Below are 18320 nucleotides of genomic sequence, written 5' to 3' on the forward strand. Positions count from 1 at the left end.
TGTCATCGACTCAGGTTCTACAATGAGTGGGGATTGTTGTCACAAAGGTGCTGTTTCGGATGAAGAAGACGATCGTGGTGACTGGGGCGGCGGGCTTCATCGGATGCAACACGGTGGCGGAGCTGAATCGCCGCGGCGAAGAGCGTCTCCTGCTGGTCGACGAACTGGGTACGGACGATAAGTGGAAAAATCTTGTCGGTCTGAAGTTTGACGATATCGTTGCGCCGGACGATTTCCTTCTACGTGTGGAGCAGGATGACTTGAAGGATGTGCGAGGCATCGTGCATCTGGGGGCCTGCAGCTCCACGACCGAGCGGGACGCGGACTATCTTCTCCAGAACAACTACCGGTATACGCGGACACTGGCCGAGTGGTCTGCAAAGCATGAGGTGCGCTTCGTCTATGCGTCCTCCGGCGCGACCTATGGCGATGGTTCGCTGGGATATAGTGACGAGGACGCTGTTACGCCCACGCTGGCTCCACTGAATATGTACGGCTATTCCAAGCACATGGTGGACCTTTGGGCCCTGAAGAACGGGATGTTCCAAGGGGCGAATCCGATTGTGGGGTTGAAGTACTTCAACGTCTATGGACCACACGAGGAGCACAAAGGCGAGATGCGCTCCGTGGTGCATAAGAGTTACGGCCAGATCGAGCGCGAAGGAAAGGTGCGGCTCTTCAAGAGCTACCTTCCCGGGTATGCAGACGGCGAACAGAAACGGGACTTCCTCTATGTGAAGGACGCCGTGGATGTGACGCTGTACTTTCTGGAAGAGAATAAGGTGGGTGGATTGTTCAACTGTGGAACCGGCGAAGCCCGTACGTGGAAGTCGTTGGCCCAGGCCGTCTTCGATGCCATGGGGCGTGAATCGAAGATTGAGTACATCGAGATGCCGGAGACGTTGCGCGGAAAGTACCAGTACTTCACCGAAGCGAAGATCGAGAAACTGCGGGCGGCAGGCTATGACCGAAAATTTATGAGCATTGAAGAAGGCGTGCGCGAGTACGTGCAGACCTATCTTGCAGCGAAGGGAAACTGAACCAGTGGCGAAGATACGAATCGGAATTGACCTGGGTGGGACAAAGATTGAAGGCCGCGCATTTGACGCAGAGGGCCATGAACTGGATCGGCTACGCGTCCCCACACCCCGCGAAGACTATGACGGAACCCTGGCGGCGATTGGCGAAGTTGCCACCGCGCTGGAGACACGTACGGGATCGAAGGGCCTCGTGGGTCTGGGCATCCCCGGAACGATCGTTCGCTCTACTGGACTGGTAAAGAATGCGAACTCGACCTGGCTGAACGGACGCCCCCTGGAGCTAGACCTGAAAAAGGTAACGGGGCGGGACATCCGCTGCGCAAACGATGCTAACTGCCTCGCGATCTCAGAGGCAACAGACGGTGCAGCCGCCGGGTATGGCGTCGTCTTCGGTGTCATCCTGGGAACAGGATGCGGCGGCGGTGTCTCTCTCGAAGGTAAGGTGCATGCCGGGCCGAATGGTTTGGCGGGCGAGTGGGGGCACAATCCTCTACCCAGACCTACGCCTGCGGAGTCGCCCGGACCACTCTGTTATTGCGGACACACCAATTGCATGGAACTGTGGCTTTCGGGGTCCGGGCTGGAGCGCGATTACGCCCAGGTAACGGGGAAGTCCCTGCGCGGGCCGGAGATCGTTGCGGCTTCTGAAGCGGGTGACGTAGAGGCCGAAGCGACGATGCAGCGATGGGAAGATCGCGTGGCCCGAGGCTTTACGACCATTATTAACATGCTGGATCCGGATGCCATCGTGATCGGTGGCGGACTCTCCAACCTCGATCGGCTCTACACGAACGTTCCACCCCGCGTGCAAACGCTGATCTTCGGAGGCGGCGCGCTGGATACGCCCATCCTGAAGGCCGTGCATGGCGATGCGAGCGGGGTTCGGGGTGCGGCATGGCTCTGGCCAGCGAGTGCTCTGGTCTAATTTCTAGTTCGTGCTGGTCTTGATCTGCTGCAGATCGATGTCCATCCACTCGCCGCGCTCGATACCAGCGCGGATCTGGGAGACGGTCTTGCCCTGCTTCGTCTGCTGGTAGGCATAGGCCGCTTCCTTCATGCAGGTGGAGCAGGCAGCCCCGTGGGTACCTTCGAAGCAGCTATGCAGGCTGTTGTGACCCATGGCGCGGTCGCAGCGGCAGTAACAGGGAAGCTGATGCAGGACGGCGGGGATCTCTTTCGCCATCTGGTAGGTGCGAACCTGGTAGCCGTGAGAGAAGTACTCGCCTGTAAGCTGTTCATTCTGCATCACTGGCTTGAGAGGCTTCCGGGGTGGAGCGGCGTTGTAGGCGGGGATCTCTTCCGTGGGGTTGCCGTACTGCGCATAGGCGGCCAGCGTAAGCAGGCTGAGAGCAACGAGAGTAAGCGTCCGCTTCATGGAATAATTCTACCGCGTCAGTTTCTATGAGATGTGGGAGTCGCTAGCAAAAAAAGGACCCGTATGAACGATGCTTTGTTCATACGGGGGAGGCCAGTGACGCAACTTGCTTGCAGTGGGCGAAAAACTCAACCTCTTCTGCAGAATCCGTGTAGTCATAGAACTACTGAAGTAAGTCTACTACTTTTTGTATTTCTGTCTACACGTAATGAGACGCGGCCCGTAGAAATTAGTTTCCTATTTCGCTTAAATTCCGGAATATTTTTGGAAATATTTTGTCTATGTACAAACCGGGGAGGTATCGAAGGTGTATCTCCTTTATTTTCTTCAGAACCTGTTCCTTCATCAGCGGAAATATTTTTTTAGGAAAGTTCTTAAAAATCTCTACAGATTGTCTTTAGCGAGCTTCGCATCCCGCTTGCGGTCTGCCCAGCCTTCTTTGGTGACCTGACGGGAGCGGCCGAGCGCGAGTGAGCCCGAAGGGACGTCTTCTGTAATACAGGAGCCTGCCGCAACGTAAGAGCCACTACCCAGAGTGAGGGGGGCGACCAGGGTGGAGTCAGAGCCGACGAAGACGTCGTCCCCGATGGTCGTCTGGTTTTTGTTCACTCCGTCGTAGTTGCAGGTGATCACGCCTGCGCCGATGTTCACGCCGTCGCCGACGACCGCGTCGCCGATATAAGAGAGGTGGTTCGCCTTGGAGCCCTCTCCGATCGTGGCCTTCTTGGTTTCGACGAAGTTGCCGACGTGCGCGCCCTTGCCGATATGGCTGGCGGGGCGGAGGTGCGCGTAGGGTCCGAGCAGAGCATCGTCCGCGACGGTCGAGGAGTCCAGAATGCATCCATTGCGGAGGAGGACGCGGTCTCCGAGGATAGAGTCCTGCACGACGGAGTAGGAACGGATGCGGCAGTCGGAACCGATGACGGTCGTACCGAGGAGCTGGACGAAGGGTTCGAGGATGGTGTCCGGGCCGACCTCCACCGTGGCGTCGATAACGCAGGTCTCGGGACGGAAGATGGTGACGCCGGAGGCCATGAGGCGTTTTGCCGTGGTGAGGCGGAGGGCTGCGTCGAGGTGCATGATCTCGACGATGGTGTTCGCGCCAAGGACTTCGTCGATATCGTCCGCTGCGAATGCGACGACGCGCTCCCCGGCGTCGACCATGAGGCGTGCGACGTCGGTGAGGTAGAACTCGCCATGGGCGTTGTCCGTGTCGAGCTGGTCGAGGTGACTAAAAAGCGAGGCGGTCTGGAAGGCATAGATGCCGGAGTTGATCTCGGGCAGGTTTTGCTGGTCGGGGGCGAGGGACTTCTGCTCCACGATGGCGAGGGCCTCGGACGAACCCGGAGACTTGCGGACGACGCGGCCATAGCCGGTGGGGTCCGGGGGGATTGCAGTGAGGATGGTCATCGCGGCGTGCTCGGCGAGATGGAAATCGCGGATGGCGGCGATGGTCTCCGGGCGGATGAGGGGAACGTCGCCTGAGAGGACGAGGAGATGCTCAGGAGGCGTGAGTCCAGCGAAAGCCGCTTTGACCTGCTGAAGCGCGTGTCCAGTTCCACGCTGTTCTGCCTGCAGCACAAAACGGACGCCTGCGGTGCGCGTGGCGGCTTCCACGGTAGAGCGAACGGTCTCCGCCTGGTGACCGATGATGACGGTGATGGCGTCGGCAGGCACGATGGCGAGCGCGGCGTCGAGGACATGAAGTAGCAAGGGTTTCCCGCCGATTTCGTGCAGCACCTTGGGGCGCTTGCTCTTGAGACGTGTACCTTTTCCGGCGGCCATGATGGCGATGCCAAAGCCTGGTTGATGCTGTTCGCTCACGAAGATCTCCTTGCGGTCTCCATGGTAGCGCGGGGCCGGGTCGAGGAGTCTGTGGCACCAAAGTTGTGTTGCCTTTTGCTGTTGAGCGGTCGAGACTTAGCCCATCCTCTATGCTGCGTGAACCCGCGTTCTTCCCGAAATCCGTTTGGGCGAGACACCTCTGCCTGCCAACCTCTCTTCTCGTAGCAGCTTTGGTTCTGTTTTGTGTTTCAGAGAATTCTGCCGAGGCCCAGCGGACGGCGATTTCGCGCGCCTTGGTCGTGGTGGACAATGAGGGCGCTCAGGATCTTGGTCCGGCTCCCGGCTCGGCGGCAGTGAGCGGCGTGGTGGTGACGCTGAAGCGGAGCGCGGCACAGCAGGCGGATCTCGACAGCTTTTTGACAAATGCAAGCACGCCCGGAGCGACGGGATATCACCACTTTCTGACAACGGAGGAGTTCGCGGCGAGATTTCAGCCGTCGAGCGCCAGCGTGGATGCGCTGTCGGCGTGGTTCTCGGAGCAGGGATTGACGGTGGGGGCCGTTTCGCGTGCGCGGACGTCGATGCTCCTGAGCGGAACCGTGGCGCAGATGAATGCCGTGTTCGCCGTAGGGCTTCATCGCATGAGCGTGGCCTCGGCCGAGGTGCTCTCTGCGACGGAGGTTCCTTCGCTGCCGGATGCGCTGGCTGCTTCCGTGACGGACGTTCGCGGCATGAATGCGATTGCTTTGAATACGGACGCGAGTTCGGCTCTCGATTTACTGGCGGCGCAGGTGGATGCGAACGTCTCCGCGGTGCTGGTGGTGAAGGGTGTTTGTACCGGCAGCGCAGCGGATGCGTTGGCCGATGGATTTTTGCCTTTGCTGGAACAGGCAGCGGCACAGGGGCAGACGGTGCTGGTCTCCGGCGATTGCGTCACGGCGGCACTCTCTCCGGCAGCGACTGCGCTGGCGACGGCGGTCCATGGCAGCGCGGATACGCAGGCCGTTTCGCTGGCAGTGGAAGGCGATGCGCGGCCCTCATGGCAGTCGGTGGTGGGTCTGCCTTCGGGAAGCATTCGCGCTGTGCCCGATCTGAGTTCGGATCCGGATGCGCTCTCGACTACGCTGCAGACCATCGTGGCCTCTGCAGGGGTACGGCAGGGCGCGGTGAATGCGATTCTCTATAGCCTCGCTCCGGTAGTGGGACTTTATACGCAGGATGCAGGTGTGGCAACAGGGACGTGGGAGACGGCAACAGGTCTGGGGCAGGTCGATCTGAAGGCCCTGATTAAAGCCTGGCCAATGGGAACAGGAACGACGTCGGTTTCGATCTCCAGCAGCAACTATGCACCGGTGCATGGGACGAGCTTTACGTTGACAGCGACGGTGACCGGTACGAGCACGACGACGGTGCCGACAGGAACGGTGACGTTCTCCAGCGCACAGGGCGGGACACTGGGATCTTCGGCGCTGGACTCTACGGGCGTGGCGACGTACGTGGTGAGCGGTGTCGCGGCGGGATCGTATGACTTCAAGGCGGTGTACGGGGGTGACGGTGTCTATGCTCCGGCTACAACCGCGAGCACGGCGGGTGTGACGGTGCTTGGCGAGCCGACGATGTTGTCTGCGGTTGTGGCGTCGGGAGCCACCGTAGGTGGGACCTTTGCCGTGACGGTGACGGCAAAGTCTGCGAGCGGGATTGGAACGCCGTCGGGCTCTGCTTCTGTAACGCCGCAGGGTACTTCGACCACGGTGGTTTATACAGGCGCGCTTAGCTCCACGGTGGCGGGAACGGCGACGGGCGTGGTCAATGTGTTAGCAACACAGGCCGGAAGTGTGACGCTGCTGGTGGGCTGCAACAGCGCAGACGTCAGCTTTACCTGCTACACGCCGGTGAGCGTGCAGGCGACGATTGCGAAAGCCACTCCTGGAGTCGTTGCAAGCTATTCCACCGGCGTAACAGCGGCCGCGAGAAGACGAGCCGCCGCGTTGGAGACGACTTCAACGGGGACGGTGTCCGCCACAGTGAGTTCGAGCAGCACCTCGGTGATCCCGACGGGGAACGTCCAGTTTCTGGACGGCACGACGGTGCTCGGAACGGGGATTCTCGCGAACGGTGTTGCGACCTTGCCGGTTGCGCTCACCGGAGCGGGCCATTCCATCACCGCAGTGTATGCGGGCGATGCGAACTTCCTCACGGCGACCTCCGCAGCGGTGGCGGCAACGGGAACGCTGGTGACGACGACCACATCGCTCGCATCATCCGCGTCGACATCGACGTATGGCACTTCACTGACGCTGACGTCGGTGGTCACACCGGCGTCTCTTGTGGATGCGACCGCACCGACAGGGACGATCACTTTTACTGATTCGCTGCAGGGCGTGGTCGGCACGGCGACGCTCTCCGCAGGCACCGCAACGCTGGCGCTGACGACGTTGAATGCCGGGTCTCATTCGCTGGTGGCAACGTATAGCGGAGATACCAACTACGCCGCAAGCACAAGCACTACGACTGTAACAGTGGCCGTAACCGCAGCGACCGGCAGTCTGACGGCGACGCTCTCTTCGACGGCGGCCATCGGGTACGGGACAGCGGCTTCGATCTCTGCGACGGTACTACTTACGAGCACTGGAACCGCGACGGGAAGCGTTACCGCAATGATTGCGGGCGTGAGCGGAGCTGTTTATAAGGGAGTTCTCACCGCTGGCGTGGCGACGATTGCTATCAATGCGCCGCCACCGGGAACGTATACGGTCACGGTAGCGTGCACGGCTTCGATTAACCTGACCTGCAGCAATACGGTGACGCTTACCTTGAAGGTGGTGGTGGGACCGACGGTGACAATGCTTACCGTGGTGCCTTCCGCGCCGCAGGCAGGCTATAAGACCACGTTGACGGCAACCGTAGGTCCGGCAGTCGCTACGACTGCGACCCTCGCCGCTGTGACCGGGACGGTCAGCTTTACCGACAATGGCATCTCGATAGGTACTGGCATCGTGACGAACGGAACCGCAACGCTCGCAGTTGCCCTGGCGGGCGGCAAATCGCACGCGCTGTTGGCGACATACTCGGGGGATGCAAACTATGCCTCAAGTGTCTCTCCTTCCACGATTGTGACGCCGTTGGCCATCGACTCCACGATTGCCTTGACCGCGAACACGGTGACACCGCTTGCGGGCGCCAATGTAACGCTGACGGCCACGCTGACCGAGCCGACCGGTGCACTCATCATTCCGACTGGTCTGGTCACGTTCTACGACACACTGAATGGAACAACGCGCAAGCTGGGAACGGCGATGCTGGTCTCCAATGGAGTGAATGCAGCGGTGGCTGTGTTTTCCAGCACGAACTACACGGCGGGCACGCATAGCGCGTATGCCATCTATGCCGGGGACGGCTCGTATAACACCATCACCTCAGGTCAGCTTTTGATCTCCGTTGGAGACTTCACCCTGACGATGAACCCGGCCACCATGACCATCAGTCAGGGACACAGCGGGCAGGCGGTTGGGCTGCTGACGACGGTGAGCGGCTTCACCGGGACCGTGACCTTCGGTTGTACGCCGCCTGCAAACACGTTGGCGACGTGTTCTTTTTCGCCGAGCTCTCTTACGGGTGGAGGCGCGACCACGCTGACGATCTCAACCACGGCCGATGCGACGTCCCTGATGAGAAACCGACCGCGTGGGGGCTCTGGCTGGCCGACAGGCGTTGCGCTTGGGGCCCTGTCGATGGCGTTTTTCGCGCGTCGCTCGCGGATGCGTTCGGTGCTCCTTGCACTGCTGCTTTCGATGGCTGCCCTGGGTGCGTGGGGATGTTCGAGCGGGACCTCGACTACGACCGGAGGCAGCACGACCATTGGAGGAGGAACTCCTATCGGGACGGGCAGTCCTTTAGGAACGTCGAGCTTTACGCTGACGACTGCGGCGACGGATGGTTCGACTACGGTCCGGCATAACTATTCGTATCAGGTGACGATTCAATAAGGTTTCGCTACAAGAGGATAAAATGTGCTCCACCTTCCGCGATGAAGCTGCGAAAGAATGGGGCACAAGTTTTCTCTAGGATCGGCTTTTTGTTTTTGCAGCTTTCTTCACTGGCTTCTTTGTCGCTTTGGTCGCTGGCTTGGAGAGGGTCTTCGACGGCAGATCCTTCCCGGTCATCAGGAAGTTTTGCGCGCTGAAAGGGGCGCCGGAGCGAGGCGCGCGGAGGTACAGACCGTCCGGTTGCATCAGGCGTGCCTTGGTGTTGTCGCGGAGATAAGCTTCCAAAATTTGGTCGCGCAGGCGCGTTGCGAGCTCCGGATCGAGCACAGGGAAGACGGCTTCGCAGCGTTCGTAGAGATTGCGCGGCATCCAGTCCGCACTACCGCAGTAGACCTCCGATTTGCCTTTGTTGGCGAACCAGAAGATGCGACTGTGTTCAAGGAATCGACCGACGATGGAACGGACCTGAATGTTTTCGCTCAGGCCGTGGATACCGGGGCGCAGCGAGCACATGCCGCGAATGATCAGATCAATCTTAACCCCGGCCTGCGACGCGGCGTAGAGGGCGTGGATGGTCTTGCGATCGAGCAGCGCATTCATCTTGGCGATGATGTGGCCGGGTTTGCCCGCGCGTGCATTCAGGGTCTCGCGCTCGATCAGGCGGATCAGCTCGGTGGCAAGGGTCTGCGGAGCGACGAGGAGCGGCTTGTAGTCGGCGGCATCTGCTTCTGCCGTGAGGTAGTTGAAGACGGCGTGGACGGCAGCGGTGATCTCTGGATTCACCGTCAGCAGGCTGATGTCGGTATAAAAACGCGCTGTGACGGGGTTGTAGTTTCCTGTGCCAAGGTGCGCATAGCGGCGCATGACACCGTCTTCGTCGCGGCGGACGAGCAGCGCGAGCTTGCAGTGGGTCTTACGCCCGGCGATGCCGTGGAAGACTTGTACGCCAGCTTCTTCGAGCGAACGCGCCCAGCGGATATTGGAGGCCTCGTCGAAGCGCGCGCGCAACTCGATAACGACGGTGATGTCCTTGGCTTCGGCGGCCTCCACCAGGGCGTGGACCATGGGAGAGTCGGAGCTGGTGCGGTAGAGCGTCTGCTTCAGCGTAATGACGCGTTCGTCTTCCGCGGCGCTCTGTAGAAACTGTTCGACCGTCAGGTAAGACTCGAAGGGATGGTGCAGTAGTACGTCGTGCTTGCGCAGTTCCGCGAAGATGTCCGGGGACTTGCTATCGAGCTTGAAGAGGCTTCCGGTGAACTGGGGAAACTTCAGGTCGGGCCGAGCGATCTGGCTGTAGAGGTCGGCCACGCGCGAAAGATTTACCGGTGCGTTGACGCGAAAAATCTGCCAGCGGTCGAGATCGAAGTTGATCCTCAGTTGTTCGATCAACTCTTCATTCGCTCCGCTTTCTATTTCGAGACGTACCACGTCGCCCTTGCGGCGGTTATGGAGTTCGGCGCGGACACTCTCCAGAAGAGAACGGGCCTCTTCCTCTTCGAGGTAAAGATTGCTGTTGCGCGTGATGCGAAAGGCCGATCGCGCGACGATCTGATAGCCGGGAAACATGCGTTCCGCGCGGGCCTGCACGAGTTCGTGGAGATAAAGGAAGTGGAACTCACCAGCGGGGCAGCGCATCGGAACAAAGCGGGGCAAGGAACGCGGAACGGTGACGATTCCGAGGATGGACTTGCGCGCCTTCGTCTGTTTTCTACGAAGAAGAAAGGCAATGCAGAGGGCCTTGTTCAGAACGCGAGGGAAGGGATGGGTCGGATCGATCGAAACGGGCGTAAGAAGTGGGTCGACCTCCGTCTCGTAGTAGTGCATGGCTTGCGACCGTTCGGTCTCATTGAGATCACTCCATTTGAGGATGCGGATCTTGGCCGCCTTCAACGCGGGCAGGACCTGGCCGGTGAAGCAGTCATACTGCATGTGCACGAAAGAGTGCAACTGGTCGGCGAGGAGTTCGAGCCGCTCCTGCTCCGTGAGGGCGTCGTCGATCTCTTCGGGAGAGGGGGTGTATCCTTCCTCGATGCGCTGCAGGATACCGGCGACACGGATCTCGACAAACTCGTCGAGATTGCTGGCCGTGATGGCGAGAAACTTCAATCGCTCCAGAAGAGGATTGGTGCTGTCCTGCGCTTCTTCGAGCACGCGCAGGTTGAAGCGGAGCCAGGATTCGTCGCGGTTAATGAAAAGATGTTGCGGCTTGGGTATGGGCTTGCGCGCCATGAAATATCCTCAGGGAAAGGCTACCTTAATACTTTGTTCGAAGCAGTTTGTATGAATTTCTTGTAACGTCGTGAGGTAATCTGGCATCAGATTGCAAAGGGCGGGGACGCCAGAAGGAGTACCAATGAAGATTCGTACATTTGGAAGCGCAATGGTTGCATTGGTGCTTTCCGCGGGACTTGCCGTAGCGCAGGACGGCGCGAAGCAGGATATGAAGACCGCTGGACATGACACGGCTTCCGCAACCAAGAGCGCCGGTCGCGGCATCAAGAAGGGCACTGTGAAGGGCGCGAAGGCGACCAAGCACGGAACCGCCGTTGGAGCGACGAAGACCGCGCGCGGAACCAAGAAGCTAGGCAAGGCCATCGTGGGTGACAAGACCCCGACGACCACGCCGCATGATCCGCCAAAACCCCAGTAATCGGGAAGGTTTTGTATCAGGGGCCAGCGCAGGTTTGCGCTGGCCTTTTTGTTGTTTAGGCGGCCGATACCTCGCGCGATGTGGAGGCGTCAAAGACCAGCATCAACAGCGAGGACCAGTAGAGGTCTGCACCGAGGAGATGGAGCACCTGCATCCACCACGGAGCGAGCAGGGCGAGGTCCGCGATTCCAAGAAAGATCTGAAAGGCGAGCAGAGCGAGCGTGGCCCCGATGAGCTTCTTCACGCGTGGCGAAGAGAGTTCGCGTGCCTTCGTGGTGAGCCAGATGAGGGCTGCCGTGGCCACCAGGACGCTCAGGGGATGGACACTGCGCAGTCGAAGCAGCATGGGGGCGTCTGCGGCGAAGTCCTGTGCGAAGGCGGCACGAAGCGAGGTCGCCGGGAAGAGGGTATCGCCAAGAGCGGCAAGCGACCCGCTGACGCCTACGACGAGGGTCGAGGCCAGTGTGAGCCAGTGCATCGCGCGCAGACGGGGCGCAGGGTTGCCACTGACAAGCCATGCCGCCAATGTGAGCGAAGCAAGGAGCAGGAAAGTATTGGCGAAGTGCACGCCGAGAAATACCACGCGGGCGACAGACCGGTTGCCTGTAACGTATCCGAGTTTAACGAGCAGAGCTCCGAGAATTGCTTCGACGACTAACAAGATCGCGGCGAAAACGACTGCTTTTCGCGCTGGATGCGGTTTTGGCAAGTTGCGGAGAACCAGGACGACGAGCGCGACCATCGCGAAGGCGGCGACTCCCGTCATCATGCGATGAGCGAATTCGATCATCGTGTGGATGTTGGGCGAGACCGGGATGACGTCGCCGTTGCAGAGGGGCCAGTGATTTCCGCAGCCCGCACCAGAGCCTGTGGAACGAACGATCGCTCCCCATGATGCGACGAGGACGTTCCACCCCAGAACGCCCCATGCAAACCGGGCAAGGTAGGTTCCGCGCTTCGCCGTTCTAAGCTGCATCGTGGGCATCGTTTAGCCTGCGGCCAGTTCCTTTGCGCGCATCGTGGCGCGTTTGACGGCTTTGATAAGGGTGACGCGAAGACCGCCCTCTTCGAGTTCGAGGATGCCGTCCACAGTGCAGCCTGCGGGAGTGGTGACGGCGTCCTTAAGTAGAGCGGGGTGGTAGCCGGTTTCGAGCACCATGCGCGCCGCGCCGTAGGTCGTCTGCGCCGCGAGCTGGGTAGCAATGTCACGCGGCAGGCCGACGTTCACGCCCGCTTCCGCCAGGGCTTCAATGATGATGTAGATGAAAGCCGGACCAGATCCAGAGAGGCCTGTGACGGCATCCATATGCTTCTCATCCACGATGACGGTGCGGCCTACGGTAGCGAAGATCTTCTGCGCGATGGCAAGCTGTGCGTCCGTCGTGTGGACTCCGCGAGCGAGCGCGGTGATGCCTGCAGCGAGCATGGCCGGGGTGTTCGGCATGGCGCGGACGACGCCCGCATCGTGACCGATAGCGGCTTCGATGGACTTGGTTGTGACCGAAGCGGCGAAGGAGATCAGCAACTTCTTGTCGTTGAGGACCGGAAGGATCTCTTCCACGAGCGCGGGAACCTGCGTCGGCTTCACACCAAGGAGAATCACGTCCGCGTGTTCCGCGGCGGAGCGGTTGTCCGTGGAAACCTCAATGCCGAACTGCGTACCCAAAGCGTGCGCACGGTCTTCGTGGCCCACGGTTGCGGTGATCTGTTCGGGTAGAAGCAGGTTGTTTTTCAGGAAGGCCTGGAGAAGGATGCCGCCCATCTTTCCAGCGCCAAGGATGGCGACGCGGACGTTGGGTAGCGCAGGGGGAACAACGGTGGGGAGTTCGAACTGTATCTCTTCGCTCATCATCTTCTTTCGCACGCACAAACAGTGGAGCCTTAAGGCTACCACTCGCGCGAAGGTTGCTGCGAAGTCTCAAGGGGAAGTGGACCGGTTCCATTGGCCCTGCATCGATTACCGATCACGATTTCGAGCTAAGCTAGTCTGCATGGATATGCCTGCTGCTTCACGGTTCGGAAGGAAGTCGCAGATAGGGTTTGTTCTGCTGGCTGCGCTCGCGATCGAGTCGGTGAACTTCTTTCTCGGCTCCCCCGCCGTGGATCCCGGTCCGCAGGAGACGCAGTGGTACACGAACCTGCTGGCGCTTCAATGGGTCGCCCTGCATGCGGTCGGAATCTTCATGACCGACTGGGTCGACCGCATGGGCTTCCCCAGGCTCGCCGTTCCGGCGCTATTTCTAGGTGGCTACGCGACGACTGTGGTCGTCCTGGTCGCGCTCGTCTTCATCGTTCAACGCGTCGTTCGCTGGATCGGACGCCCGGAACGGCGTCGTCGTCGCCGTTCCGGGCCCGCTCTATAAGCTATTTTTTGCCGAAGACCTCGCCCATGCGGCGGATCTGAGCGCCTACGCCGCGAAGCTTCTCTTCGATGCGTTCGTAGCCGCGGTCGATGTGATACACGCGGTCGAGGATGGTTTCTCCGTCGGCCACAAGCGCTGCGAGAACGAGCGATGCACTGGCGCGAAGATCGCTGCACATGACGGCTGCGGCGGAGAGCGGTGTCTTTCCGCGGACCGTAGCGGTGCGGCCATCGACACGGATGTTCGCGCCCATGCGGACGAGTTCGCTGACGTGCATGAAGCGGTTTTCGAAGATGTTTTCGATCACGGTCGAGGTGCCTTCGGACTGGGTCGCGAGCGCCATGTACTGCGCCTGCATATCGGTGGGGAAGCCGGGATATTCGACGGTGGAGACATCTGCTGCCTTTAGGTGGCCTTCGCTGCGGACGCGGATGTTCTCCTTGCCGACGTCCAGACGGACGCCGCACTCTTCGAGCTTGGCGATGACAGCAGCGAGATGGCCCGGGTTGCAGCAGTCGACGTTGAGATCGCCGCCCGAGATGGCTCCCGCGATGATGAACGTGCCCGCCTCGATGCGGTCGGGGTTGATGCGGTGGCGAGTCCCGTGCAGCTTGCTGACGCCCTGCACGGTGATCTTGGAGGTGCCTGCGCCTTCGATCTTTGCACCCATGCTGATGAGCATGTTGGCCAGGTCGGTTACCTCGGGCTCCTGCGCGCAGTTTTCCATGATGGTTTCGCCGTCGGCGAGGGTGGCGGCCATCAGGAGGTCTTCGGTGCCGGTGACGGTGATCTTGTCGAAGAGAATGTGCGCGCCCTTGAGACGGTCGGCGCGGGCCTCGATGTAGCCGTGGTCCTGCGTGATCTTTGCGCCCATCAGTTCCAGCCCCTTGAGGTGAAGATCGATGGGGCGGTCTCCAATGGAGCATCCGCCGGGGACCGCAACGCGGGCCATGCCGACACGCGCGACGAGCGGCCCAAGGACGAGCGAGGAGGCGCGCATCGTTTTGACGATCTCGTATTTGGCCTCAGGATCGGAGAGAACGGCGCAGCGGATCGTGGTGCGATGTTGTGCGCGGCCGTAGCCGAGTTCCACCTGGGCGCCCATGGCTTCGAGCAACTTGCGCTCGGTCTCGATGTCGCGGACCTGCGGAATGTTCTCGAGGACAACTTCCTCTTCTGTGAGGATGGCGGCGGCCATGCAGGGGAGCGCGGAGTTCTTTGCGCCAGAGACTTTGATGGTGCCGAGCAGCGGATTCCCGCCGCGGACTACAAACTTATCCATCCCGCTAGTTTACGGAAGAGTAACGAGGAAAGGTGGGTGGCTAGATTGGTGCGCTCTGCAAAACAGCCCTCGCCGCGACTGCGGCGAGGGCTGCTGATGGAACGGGAAGCTAAACGCCGGTTGGCGGAGGAGCCTGTCCTTCGCCACGGTGGCCGTGGTGCATGGCCTTCAACTGCTGCATCTGCTCGGGTGTGAGAATGCCGGTAAGCTGCTCCTGGGAGTCTTTTCCGATGGCATGCCTCTGCTGCTTGCGCTGATCGGGTGTCAGGGAGGTGTCCGCGCGGAGGGCCTGCATCTTCTGCTGGCGGTCGGCGAGGATGGGCTCGAGCTTCGCGGTCTGGTCGGGTGACAGGCCGAGCTTTTTGCTCAGGTGCATCGCCATCTTATGGGGGTTAGGGCTGTGATGGCGTTCGTGCTGCGCTGGCGGAGCATCGTTTTGCGGTGCGGGCGCGGTCTGTTGGGCGATGGCTGCGGCCCCAACAAGGGAGAGAGCGAGAGCTGCGATGAGAAGAGTGCGCTTCATGGTGTAACTCCTTGCGGCGGATAGGATGCGCCGCTCTGCAAGGAATAAACACGGTGTGGCGGGAAGGTTGTGAGCAACTATCTTTGGGGAGATGGGTTCTCGATGAGCCGAAACTCTGGGTGCCCCGTACATCGCGCTCTTTGCGATGTGCGGGAAGGATGCTGATTCGGTCGAGATCTGAGATGGAGTGAAAGGGGATAAGCGGTTCGCGCTCCGCGCGACCCCACCTTTCGCCAATAACGCTGGCGAAAGAATGGGGCACAGAGTTATAGCTCCAGGCGGGAGTCTTCGATGGCTAGACGAACGTTGCCGTCGGATTTGGCGAGGCGGCGAACGGCTTCCATCTTGTCCACCCCGGCCTTAAGCATCACGACAGCCGTCGGAATGGATTTGCTGGCGGACTTGATGGTACGGATGGCGGTGTCGCGGTCGACGCCGGTCACACGCATCAGGACGTTGATGCCGCGTTCTACCAGCTTTTCGTTCTTCATGTGTACGTTGACCATGAGGTTGTCGTAGACATAGCCCAACCGCGTCATCGCGCCCGTGGTGATCATGTTGGTGATCATCTTCTGGGCGGAGGAGGCCTTCAGGCGGGTCGAACCGGAGATGACCTCGGGGCCGACTTCGGCTACGACGCAGATATCACAGACTTTAGAAATCGGAGTGTTCAGGTTGCAGGTGATCGATGCCGTTTTTGCACCGCGCGCACGAGCGTATTCCACCGCACCGACAACGTAGGGCGTGCGCCCAGAGGCGGAGATGCCGATGACGATGTCTTTCCGGGTGGGGCGGCGTTTGGCGATATCGCGATGGCCCATTTCGGGCGAATCTTCGTTGACGTCCGCAGCCGAGGCGAGGGCTTTCGGGCCGCCGCACATGATGTACTGCACCTGCGCAGGAGCGGTAGAGAAGGTGGCCGGACATTCGGCGGAGTCCAGCGCGGCAATCCGTCCGCTGGAACCTGCGCCGACGTAGATCAGGCGGCCGCCGTCCCGCAAAGAACGGGCTACGACGTCGATGACCTGGGCGATTTCAGGGATGGCTTTTTTGACCGCCGCCGCGACCCTGGCGTCCTCCTGGTTGATAATCCGCGCGATTTCGAGCGCGGATTTCTTATCTAAACCTTCGGAGGCTTCGTTCTGCTTCTCCGTCGCTAGCGACTGGAGATCCGCAGATTGTTGGTCTTTCGATACTGCCGGTGTGGCCTTTGCCGGTGTCTCTTCAATCATCGTAGGTGTCATAAAAATCCGTCAGTTGCACGAACGATTGTAGCCCCACGTACTGACGTGTGGCTCGTTAAATTGCCTCGCCCTGCATATCCCTCAATCGAGATAAGATGCAAGCCATGCGCAACGGAAGCCTACTCATAGCCCTCATTTTAGTTATTTCTGTGCTTCCTGTTTCGGCACAGGTCACGAACGATCCGGTTCTGGAGAAGCAGCTAAAAGACATCATCGCTGCCCACCATGGAAGGGTCGCAGTCTTTGCCCAACAGAAGAGTACAGGAAAGACCGTCGCCATGGACGCGGATCTTCCGCTACAGACGGCTAGCACCATCAAGCTGGCGATGCTCTTCGAAGCGACGCGGCAGGTTGCCGCCGGACAGGCAAAATGGGAAGAGCCTATCACCTTGAAGGCGGTCGACCGCGTCAATGGCTCCGGGCTGCTGACCTTTATGGATGCTCCCCTGACGCTCACCCTGAAAGACGTTGCCACCCTGATGGTGATCGTGAGCGATAACACAGCAACGAACCTGATGATCGATCGTTTCACCACGAAAGCGGTGGACGAGGACATGATGGCGCTTGGGCTGGACCAGACGTGGCTCTATAAGAAAAGTATGGTGCCGCCGTCCGGACCGATGCCTCCCGATCAGCCGAAGTATGGCCTGGGAAAGACGACCGCCCGGCAGATCGCTACGGTGATCGAGCGGGTTGGGCGATGCCAGCTGGACGTCCCGGGAAAGGAAGCGCTGCCACCGGATTCTGCCGTTGCTGCCTGCAAAATCGCTTTGCACATGCTGCAGAGCCAGTTCTATCGCGACGGCATTCCGCGTTATCTGGAGACGCTCGACAGCAGCGAGGCCGGATCGGGTATCGCCAATAAGACAGGGGGGTTGGAGACGACGCACTCGGATGTAGGCATCATCGCCGGACGTTCTGGCCCAATCATTTTAGCTCTCTACACGTATGACAACGCCGACCATGCCTGGACGTCGGACAACGAGGGTACCGTTACGATGGCCAAACTTTCGCGGGCAATTGTGCAGGCCTGGGAGGCGAAGGGAATCGACGGTAAACTGTTGGTTCCCGGCCTGGGACTGGATGCGAAGATCCCTTTACCGGTAAAGCCGTAGGCAATTTCGCATAAAGAGCGTCAAATAAAGAGAACGCATTAAAAGAGAAGGCAATGAACGAAGTACCGATCCGACCCGAAACACCATCAGAACCCTCCTCTCTTTCGGCCCTCCCATCGCCCGCCGCGAAATGGACGCTTACGTCGTGGCTCCGTGATCTCGTGGTGTCGGTGTCCATCTCTGCGTTCATCATCATGTTTCTTTACCAGCCGGTGCGTGTAGAAGGCACCAGTATGCTGCCGATGCTGGAGGACCAGGACCGTCTGTTTATTAACAAAATGGCGTATCACGTGGGGGATATTCAGCGCGGCGATGTCGTGGTCTTTCAATATCCACGCGACCATACGAAGAGTTACATCAAGCGCGTGATCGCTCTGCCGGGTGACCGGTTGCGGATCGACCATGGTCAGGTCATCGTGAACGATAAGCCGCTGTTTGAAAAGTATGTTCCCGTGCGCTTTGTGGATTCGCGGTCGCAGCGGGAGATCCAGATGCCGCTTGGAGAGTATTACGTCATGGGAGATCATCGCTCGATCTCATCGGATAGCCGCGACTTTGGGCCTGTGGACAAGGAACTGATCTATGGACGCGCTGCTTTTGTCTATTGGCCGTTCGACCAGGCGGGAGTTGTGCGTTAACCTATAAACGAAAGTGATGTTCCCACACAACACCGGGGCACGCTTCTACATCAGAGTGAACATCTTCAACTTTTCACCCGGAGTTCCAATGAAAAAGCTCGCACACATCGTCATCGCATTGATCGCTCTGGTCATCGTCAGCGGAGAGTTCAGTCCGCTTGCTGCACAGCCTTATCACAGACGTCATCATCGTCATCATCATCACCCACGTCGTTAGTAACAAAAAGGCCTCCGAGAAATCGGAGGCCTTTTTGTTGGGGATTACTTTTGGTGGTTCTAAAAGCAGATCTTTTCGCTTCGCTACGGGATGACAAAAGGG

16 protein-coding genes are annotated in these 18320 nt (G+C 59.8%); 8 read left to right on the forward strand and 8 right to left on the reverse strand.

Annotated elements, in window-relative coordinates:
• Positions 1–59: 59 nt before the first annotated feature.
• Both rfaD and ACIPR4_RS06670 read left to right on the forward strand, forming a co-directional pair.
• Positions 60–1040 (forward strand): ADP-glyceromanno-heptose 6-epimerase, encoded by a 981-nt coding sequence (rfaD, locus tag ACIPR4_RS06665; RefSeq protein ID WP_013567890.1) that lies wholly within the window; start codon positions 60–62, stop codon positions 1038–1040.
• A 4-nt stretch (positions 1041–1044) separates the two neighbouring features.
• Entirely contained in the window at positions 1045–1965 is a 921-nt protein-coding gene (locus ACIPR4_RS06670) for an ROK family protein (RefSeq protein WP_013567891.1), read from the forward strand.
• Between the two features lie 3 nt (positions 1966–1968).
• On the opposite strand, the gene ACIPR4_RS06675 is transcribed toward ACIPR4_RS06670, so the two are convergent.
• Complete coding sequence (locus tag ACIPR4_RS06675) at positions 1969–2415, reverse strand: CYCXC family (seleno)protein (protein WP_013567892.1); 447 nt, start codon at positions 2413–2415, stop codon at positions 1969–1971.
• 384 nt (positions 2416–2799) lie between these two features.
• Positions 2800–4239, reverse strand: coding sequence for a bifunctional UDP-N-acetylglucosamine diphosphorylase/glucosamine-1-phosphate N-acetyltransferase GlmU (gene glmU, locus ACIPR4_RS06680; RefSeq protein ID WP_013567893.1), 1440 nt, complete (start codon positions 4237–4239; stop codon positions 2800–2802).
• A 191-nt stretch (positions 4240–4430) separates the two neighbouring features.
• Here glmU and ACIPR4_RS06685 point away from each other — a divergent pair, with 191 nt between their 5' ends.
• On the forward strand, positions 4431–8186 hold the full coding sequence (locus tag ACIPR4_RS06685) for an Ig-like domain repeat protein (RefSeq protein ID WP_187290258.1): 3756 nt from the start codon (positions 4431–4433) through the stop codon (positions 8184–8186).
• Between the two features lie 75 nt (positions 8187–8261).
• On the opposite strand, the gene ppk1 is transcribed toward ACIPR4_RS06685, so the two are convergent.
• Positions 8262–10415 carry a polyphosphate kinase 1 gene (ppk1, locus tag ACIPR4_RS06690; RefSeq protein ID WP_013567895.1) on the reverse strand — a complete coding sequence of 718 codons (2154 nt, stop codon included), beginning with the start codon at positions 10413–10415 and terminating at the stop codon, positions 8262–8264.
• 124 nt (positions 10416–10539) lie between these two features.
• Here ppk1 and ACIPR4_RS06695 point away from each other — a divergent pair, with 124 nt between their 5' ends.
• On the forward strand, positions 10540–10836 hold the full coding sequence (locus ACIPR4_RS06695) for a hypothetical protein (RefSeq protein WP_013567896.1): 297 nt from the start codon (positions 10540–10542) through the stop codon (positions 10834–10836).
• Between the two features lie 55 nt (positions 10837–10891).
• Here ACIPR4_RS06695 and ACIPR4_RS06700 read toward each other — a convergent pair whose 3' ends face one another.
• Both ACIPR4_RS06700 and proC read right to left on the reverse strand, forming a co-directional pair.
• Positions 10892–11821, reverse strand: coding sequence for a COX15/CtaA family protein (locus ACIPR4_RS06700; protein ID WP_013567897.1), 930 nt, complete (start codon positions 11819–11821; stop codon positions 10892–10894).
• Positions 11822–11824: 3 nt separating this feature from the next.
• A complete protein-coding gene (proC, locus tag ACIPR4_RS06705; protein ID WP_013567898.1) occupies positions 11825–12688 on the reverse strand; it encodes a pyrroline-5-carboxylate reductase in 864 nt (287 codons plus the stop codon).
• 145 nt (positions 12689–12833) lie between these two features.
• On the opposite strand from proC, the gene ACIPR4_RS06710 reads away from it, so the two are divergent.
• Positions 12834–13199: a hypothetical protein gene (locus ACIPR4_RS06710; protein ID WP_187290259.1), complete on the forward strand. Its 366-nt coding sequence runs from the start codon at positions 12834–12836 to the stop codon at positions 13197–13199.
• Between the two features lies 1 nt (position 13200).
• Here ACIPR4_RS06710 and murA read toward each other — a convergent pair whose 3' ends face one another.
• The 3 genes from murA to murQ form a co-directional block, all read right to left on the reverse strand.
• The gene (gene murA / locus ACIPR4_RS06715; protein ID WP_013567900.1) at positions 13201–14481 is read right to left on the reverse strand and encodes a UDP-N-acetylglucosamine 1-carboxyvinyltransferase; all 1281 of its coding nucleotides are present in this window, start codon (positions 14479–14481) and stop codon (positions 13201–13203) included.
• A 109-nt stretch (positions 14482–14590) separates the two neighbouring features.
• The gene (locus ACIPR4_RS06720; RefSeq protein WP_013567901.1) at positions 14591–15004 is read right to left on the reverse strand and encodes a hypothetical protein; all 414 of its coding nucleotides are present in this window, start codon (positions 15002–15004) and stop codon (positions 14591–14593) included.
• A gap of 266 nt (positions 15005–15270) precedes the next feature.
• Entirely contained in the window at positions 15271–16248 is a 978-nt protein-coding gene (murQ, locus tag ACIPR4_RS06725) for an N-acetylmuramic acid 6-phosphate etherase (RefSeq protein ID WP_013567902.1), read from the reverse strand.
• 104 nt (positions 16249–16352) lie between these two features.
• On the opposite strand from murQ, the gene ACIPR4_RS06730 reads away from it, so the two are divergent.
• The 3 genes from ACIPR4_RS06730 (at position 16353) to ACIPR4_RS23285 (ending at position 18218) form a co-directional block, all read left to right on the forward strand.
• Positions 16353–17363, forward strand: a complete 1011-nt coding sequence (locus ACIPR4_RS06730) for a serine hydrolase (RefSeq protein WP_245536475.1) — start codon at positions 16353–16355, stop codon at positions 17361–17363.
• A 53-nt stretch (positions 17364–17416) separates the two neighbouring features.
• Positions 17417–18001 (forward strand): signal peptidase I, encoded by a 585-nt coding sequence (gene lepB, locus ACIPR4_RS06735; RefSeq protein ID WP_013567904.1) that lies wholly within the window; start codon positions 17417–17419, stop codon positions 17999–18001.
• Positions 18002–18089: 88 nt separating this feature from the next.
• Positions 18090–18218 carry a hypothetical protein gene (locus tag ACIPR4_RS23285; protein ID WP_281047265.1) on the forward strand — a complete coding sequence of 43 codons (129 nt, stop codon included), beginning with the start codon at positions 18090–18092 and terminating at the stop codon, positions 18216–18218.
• Positions 18219–18320: the final 102 nt, after the last annotated feature.

This window comes from Terriglobus saanensis SP1PR4 (assembly GCF_000179915.2).
Classification (GTDB): Bacteria; Acidobacteriota; Terriglobia; order Terriglobales; family Acidobacteriaceae; genus Terriglobus; species Terriglobus saanensis.

Bases quoted from the DNA above. Each gene is read 5' to 3' on its own strand.
- murQ (WP_013567902.1), bottom strand. From the start codon at position 16,248: ATGACACCTACGATGATTGAAGAGACACCGGCAAAGGCCACACCGGCA.
- proC (WP_013567898.1), bottom strand. From the start codon at position 12,688: ATGATGAGCGAAGAGATACAGTTCGAACTCCCCACCGTTGTTCCCCCT.
- ACIPR4_RS06695 (WP_013567896.1), top strand. From the start codon at position 10,540: ATGAAGATTCGTACATTTGGAAGCGCAATGGTTGCATTGGTGCTTTCC.
- ACIPR4_RS06700 (WP_013567897.1), bottom strand. From the start codon at position 11,821: ATGCCCACGATGCAGCTTAGAACGGCGAAGCGCGGAACCTACCTTGCC.
- rfaD (WP_013567890.1), top strand. From the start codon at position 60: ATGAAGAAGACGATCGTGGTGACTGGGGCGGCGGGCTTCATCGGATGC.
- ACIPR4_RS06675 (WP_013567892.1), bottom strand. From the start codon at position 2,415: ATGAAGCGGACGCTTACTCTCGTTGCTCTCAGCCTGCTTACGCTGGCC.
- ACIPR4_RS06730 (WP_245536475.1), top strand. From the start codon at position 16,353: ATGCGCAACGGAAGCCTACTCATAGCCCTCATTTTAGTTATTTCTGTG.
- ACIPR4_RS06710 (WP_187290259.1), top strand. From the start codon at position 12,834: ATGCCTGCTGCTTCACGGTTCGGAAGGAAGTCGCAGATAGGGTTTGTT.
- ACIPR4_RS23285 (WP_281047265.1), top strand. From the start codon at position 18,090: ATGAAAAAGCTCGCACACATCGTCATCGCATTGATCGCTCTGGTCATC.
- ACIPR4_RS06720 (WP_013567901.1), bottom strand. From the start codon at position 15,004: ATGAAGCGCACTCTTCTCATCGCAGCTCTCGCTCTCTCCCTTGTTGGG.
- lepB (WP_013567904.1), top strand. From the start codon at position 17,417: ATGAACGAAGTACCGATCCGACCCGAAACACCATCAGAACCCTCCTCT.
- ppk1 (WP_013567895.1), bottom strand. From the start codon at position 10,415: ATGGCGCGCAAGCCCATACCCAAGCCGCAACATCTTTTCATTAACCGC.
- murA (WP_013567900.1), bottom strand. From the start codon at position 14,481: ATGGATAAGTTTGTAGTCCGCGGCGGGAATCCGCTGCTCGGCACCATC.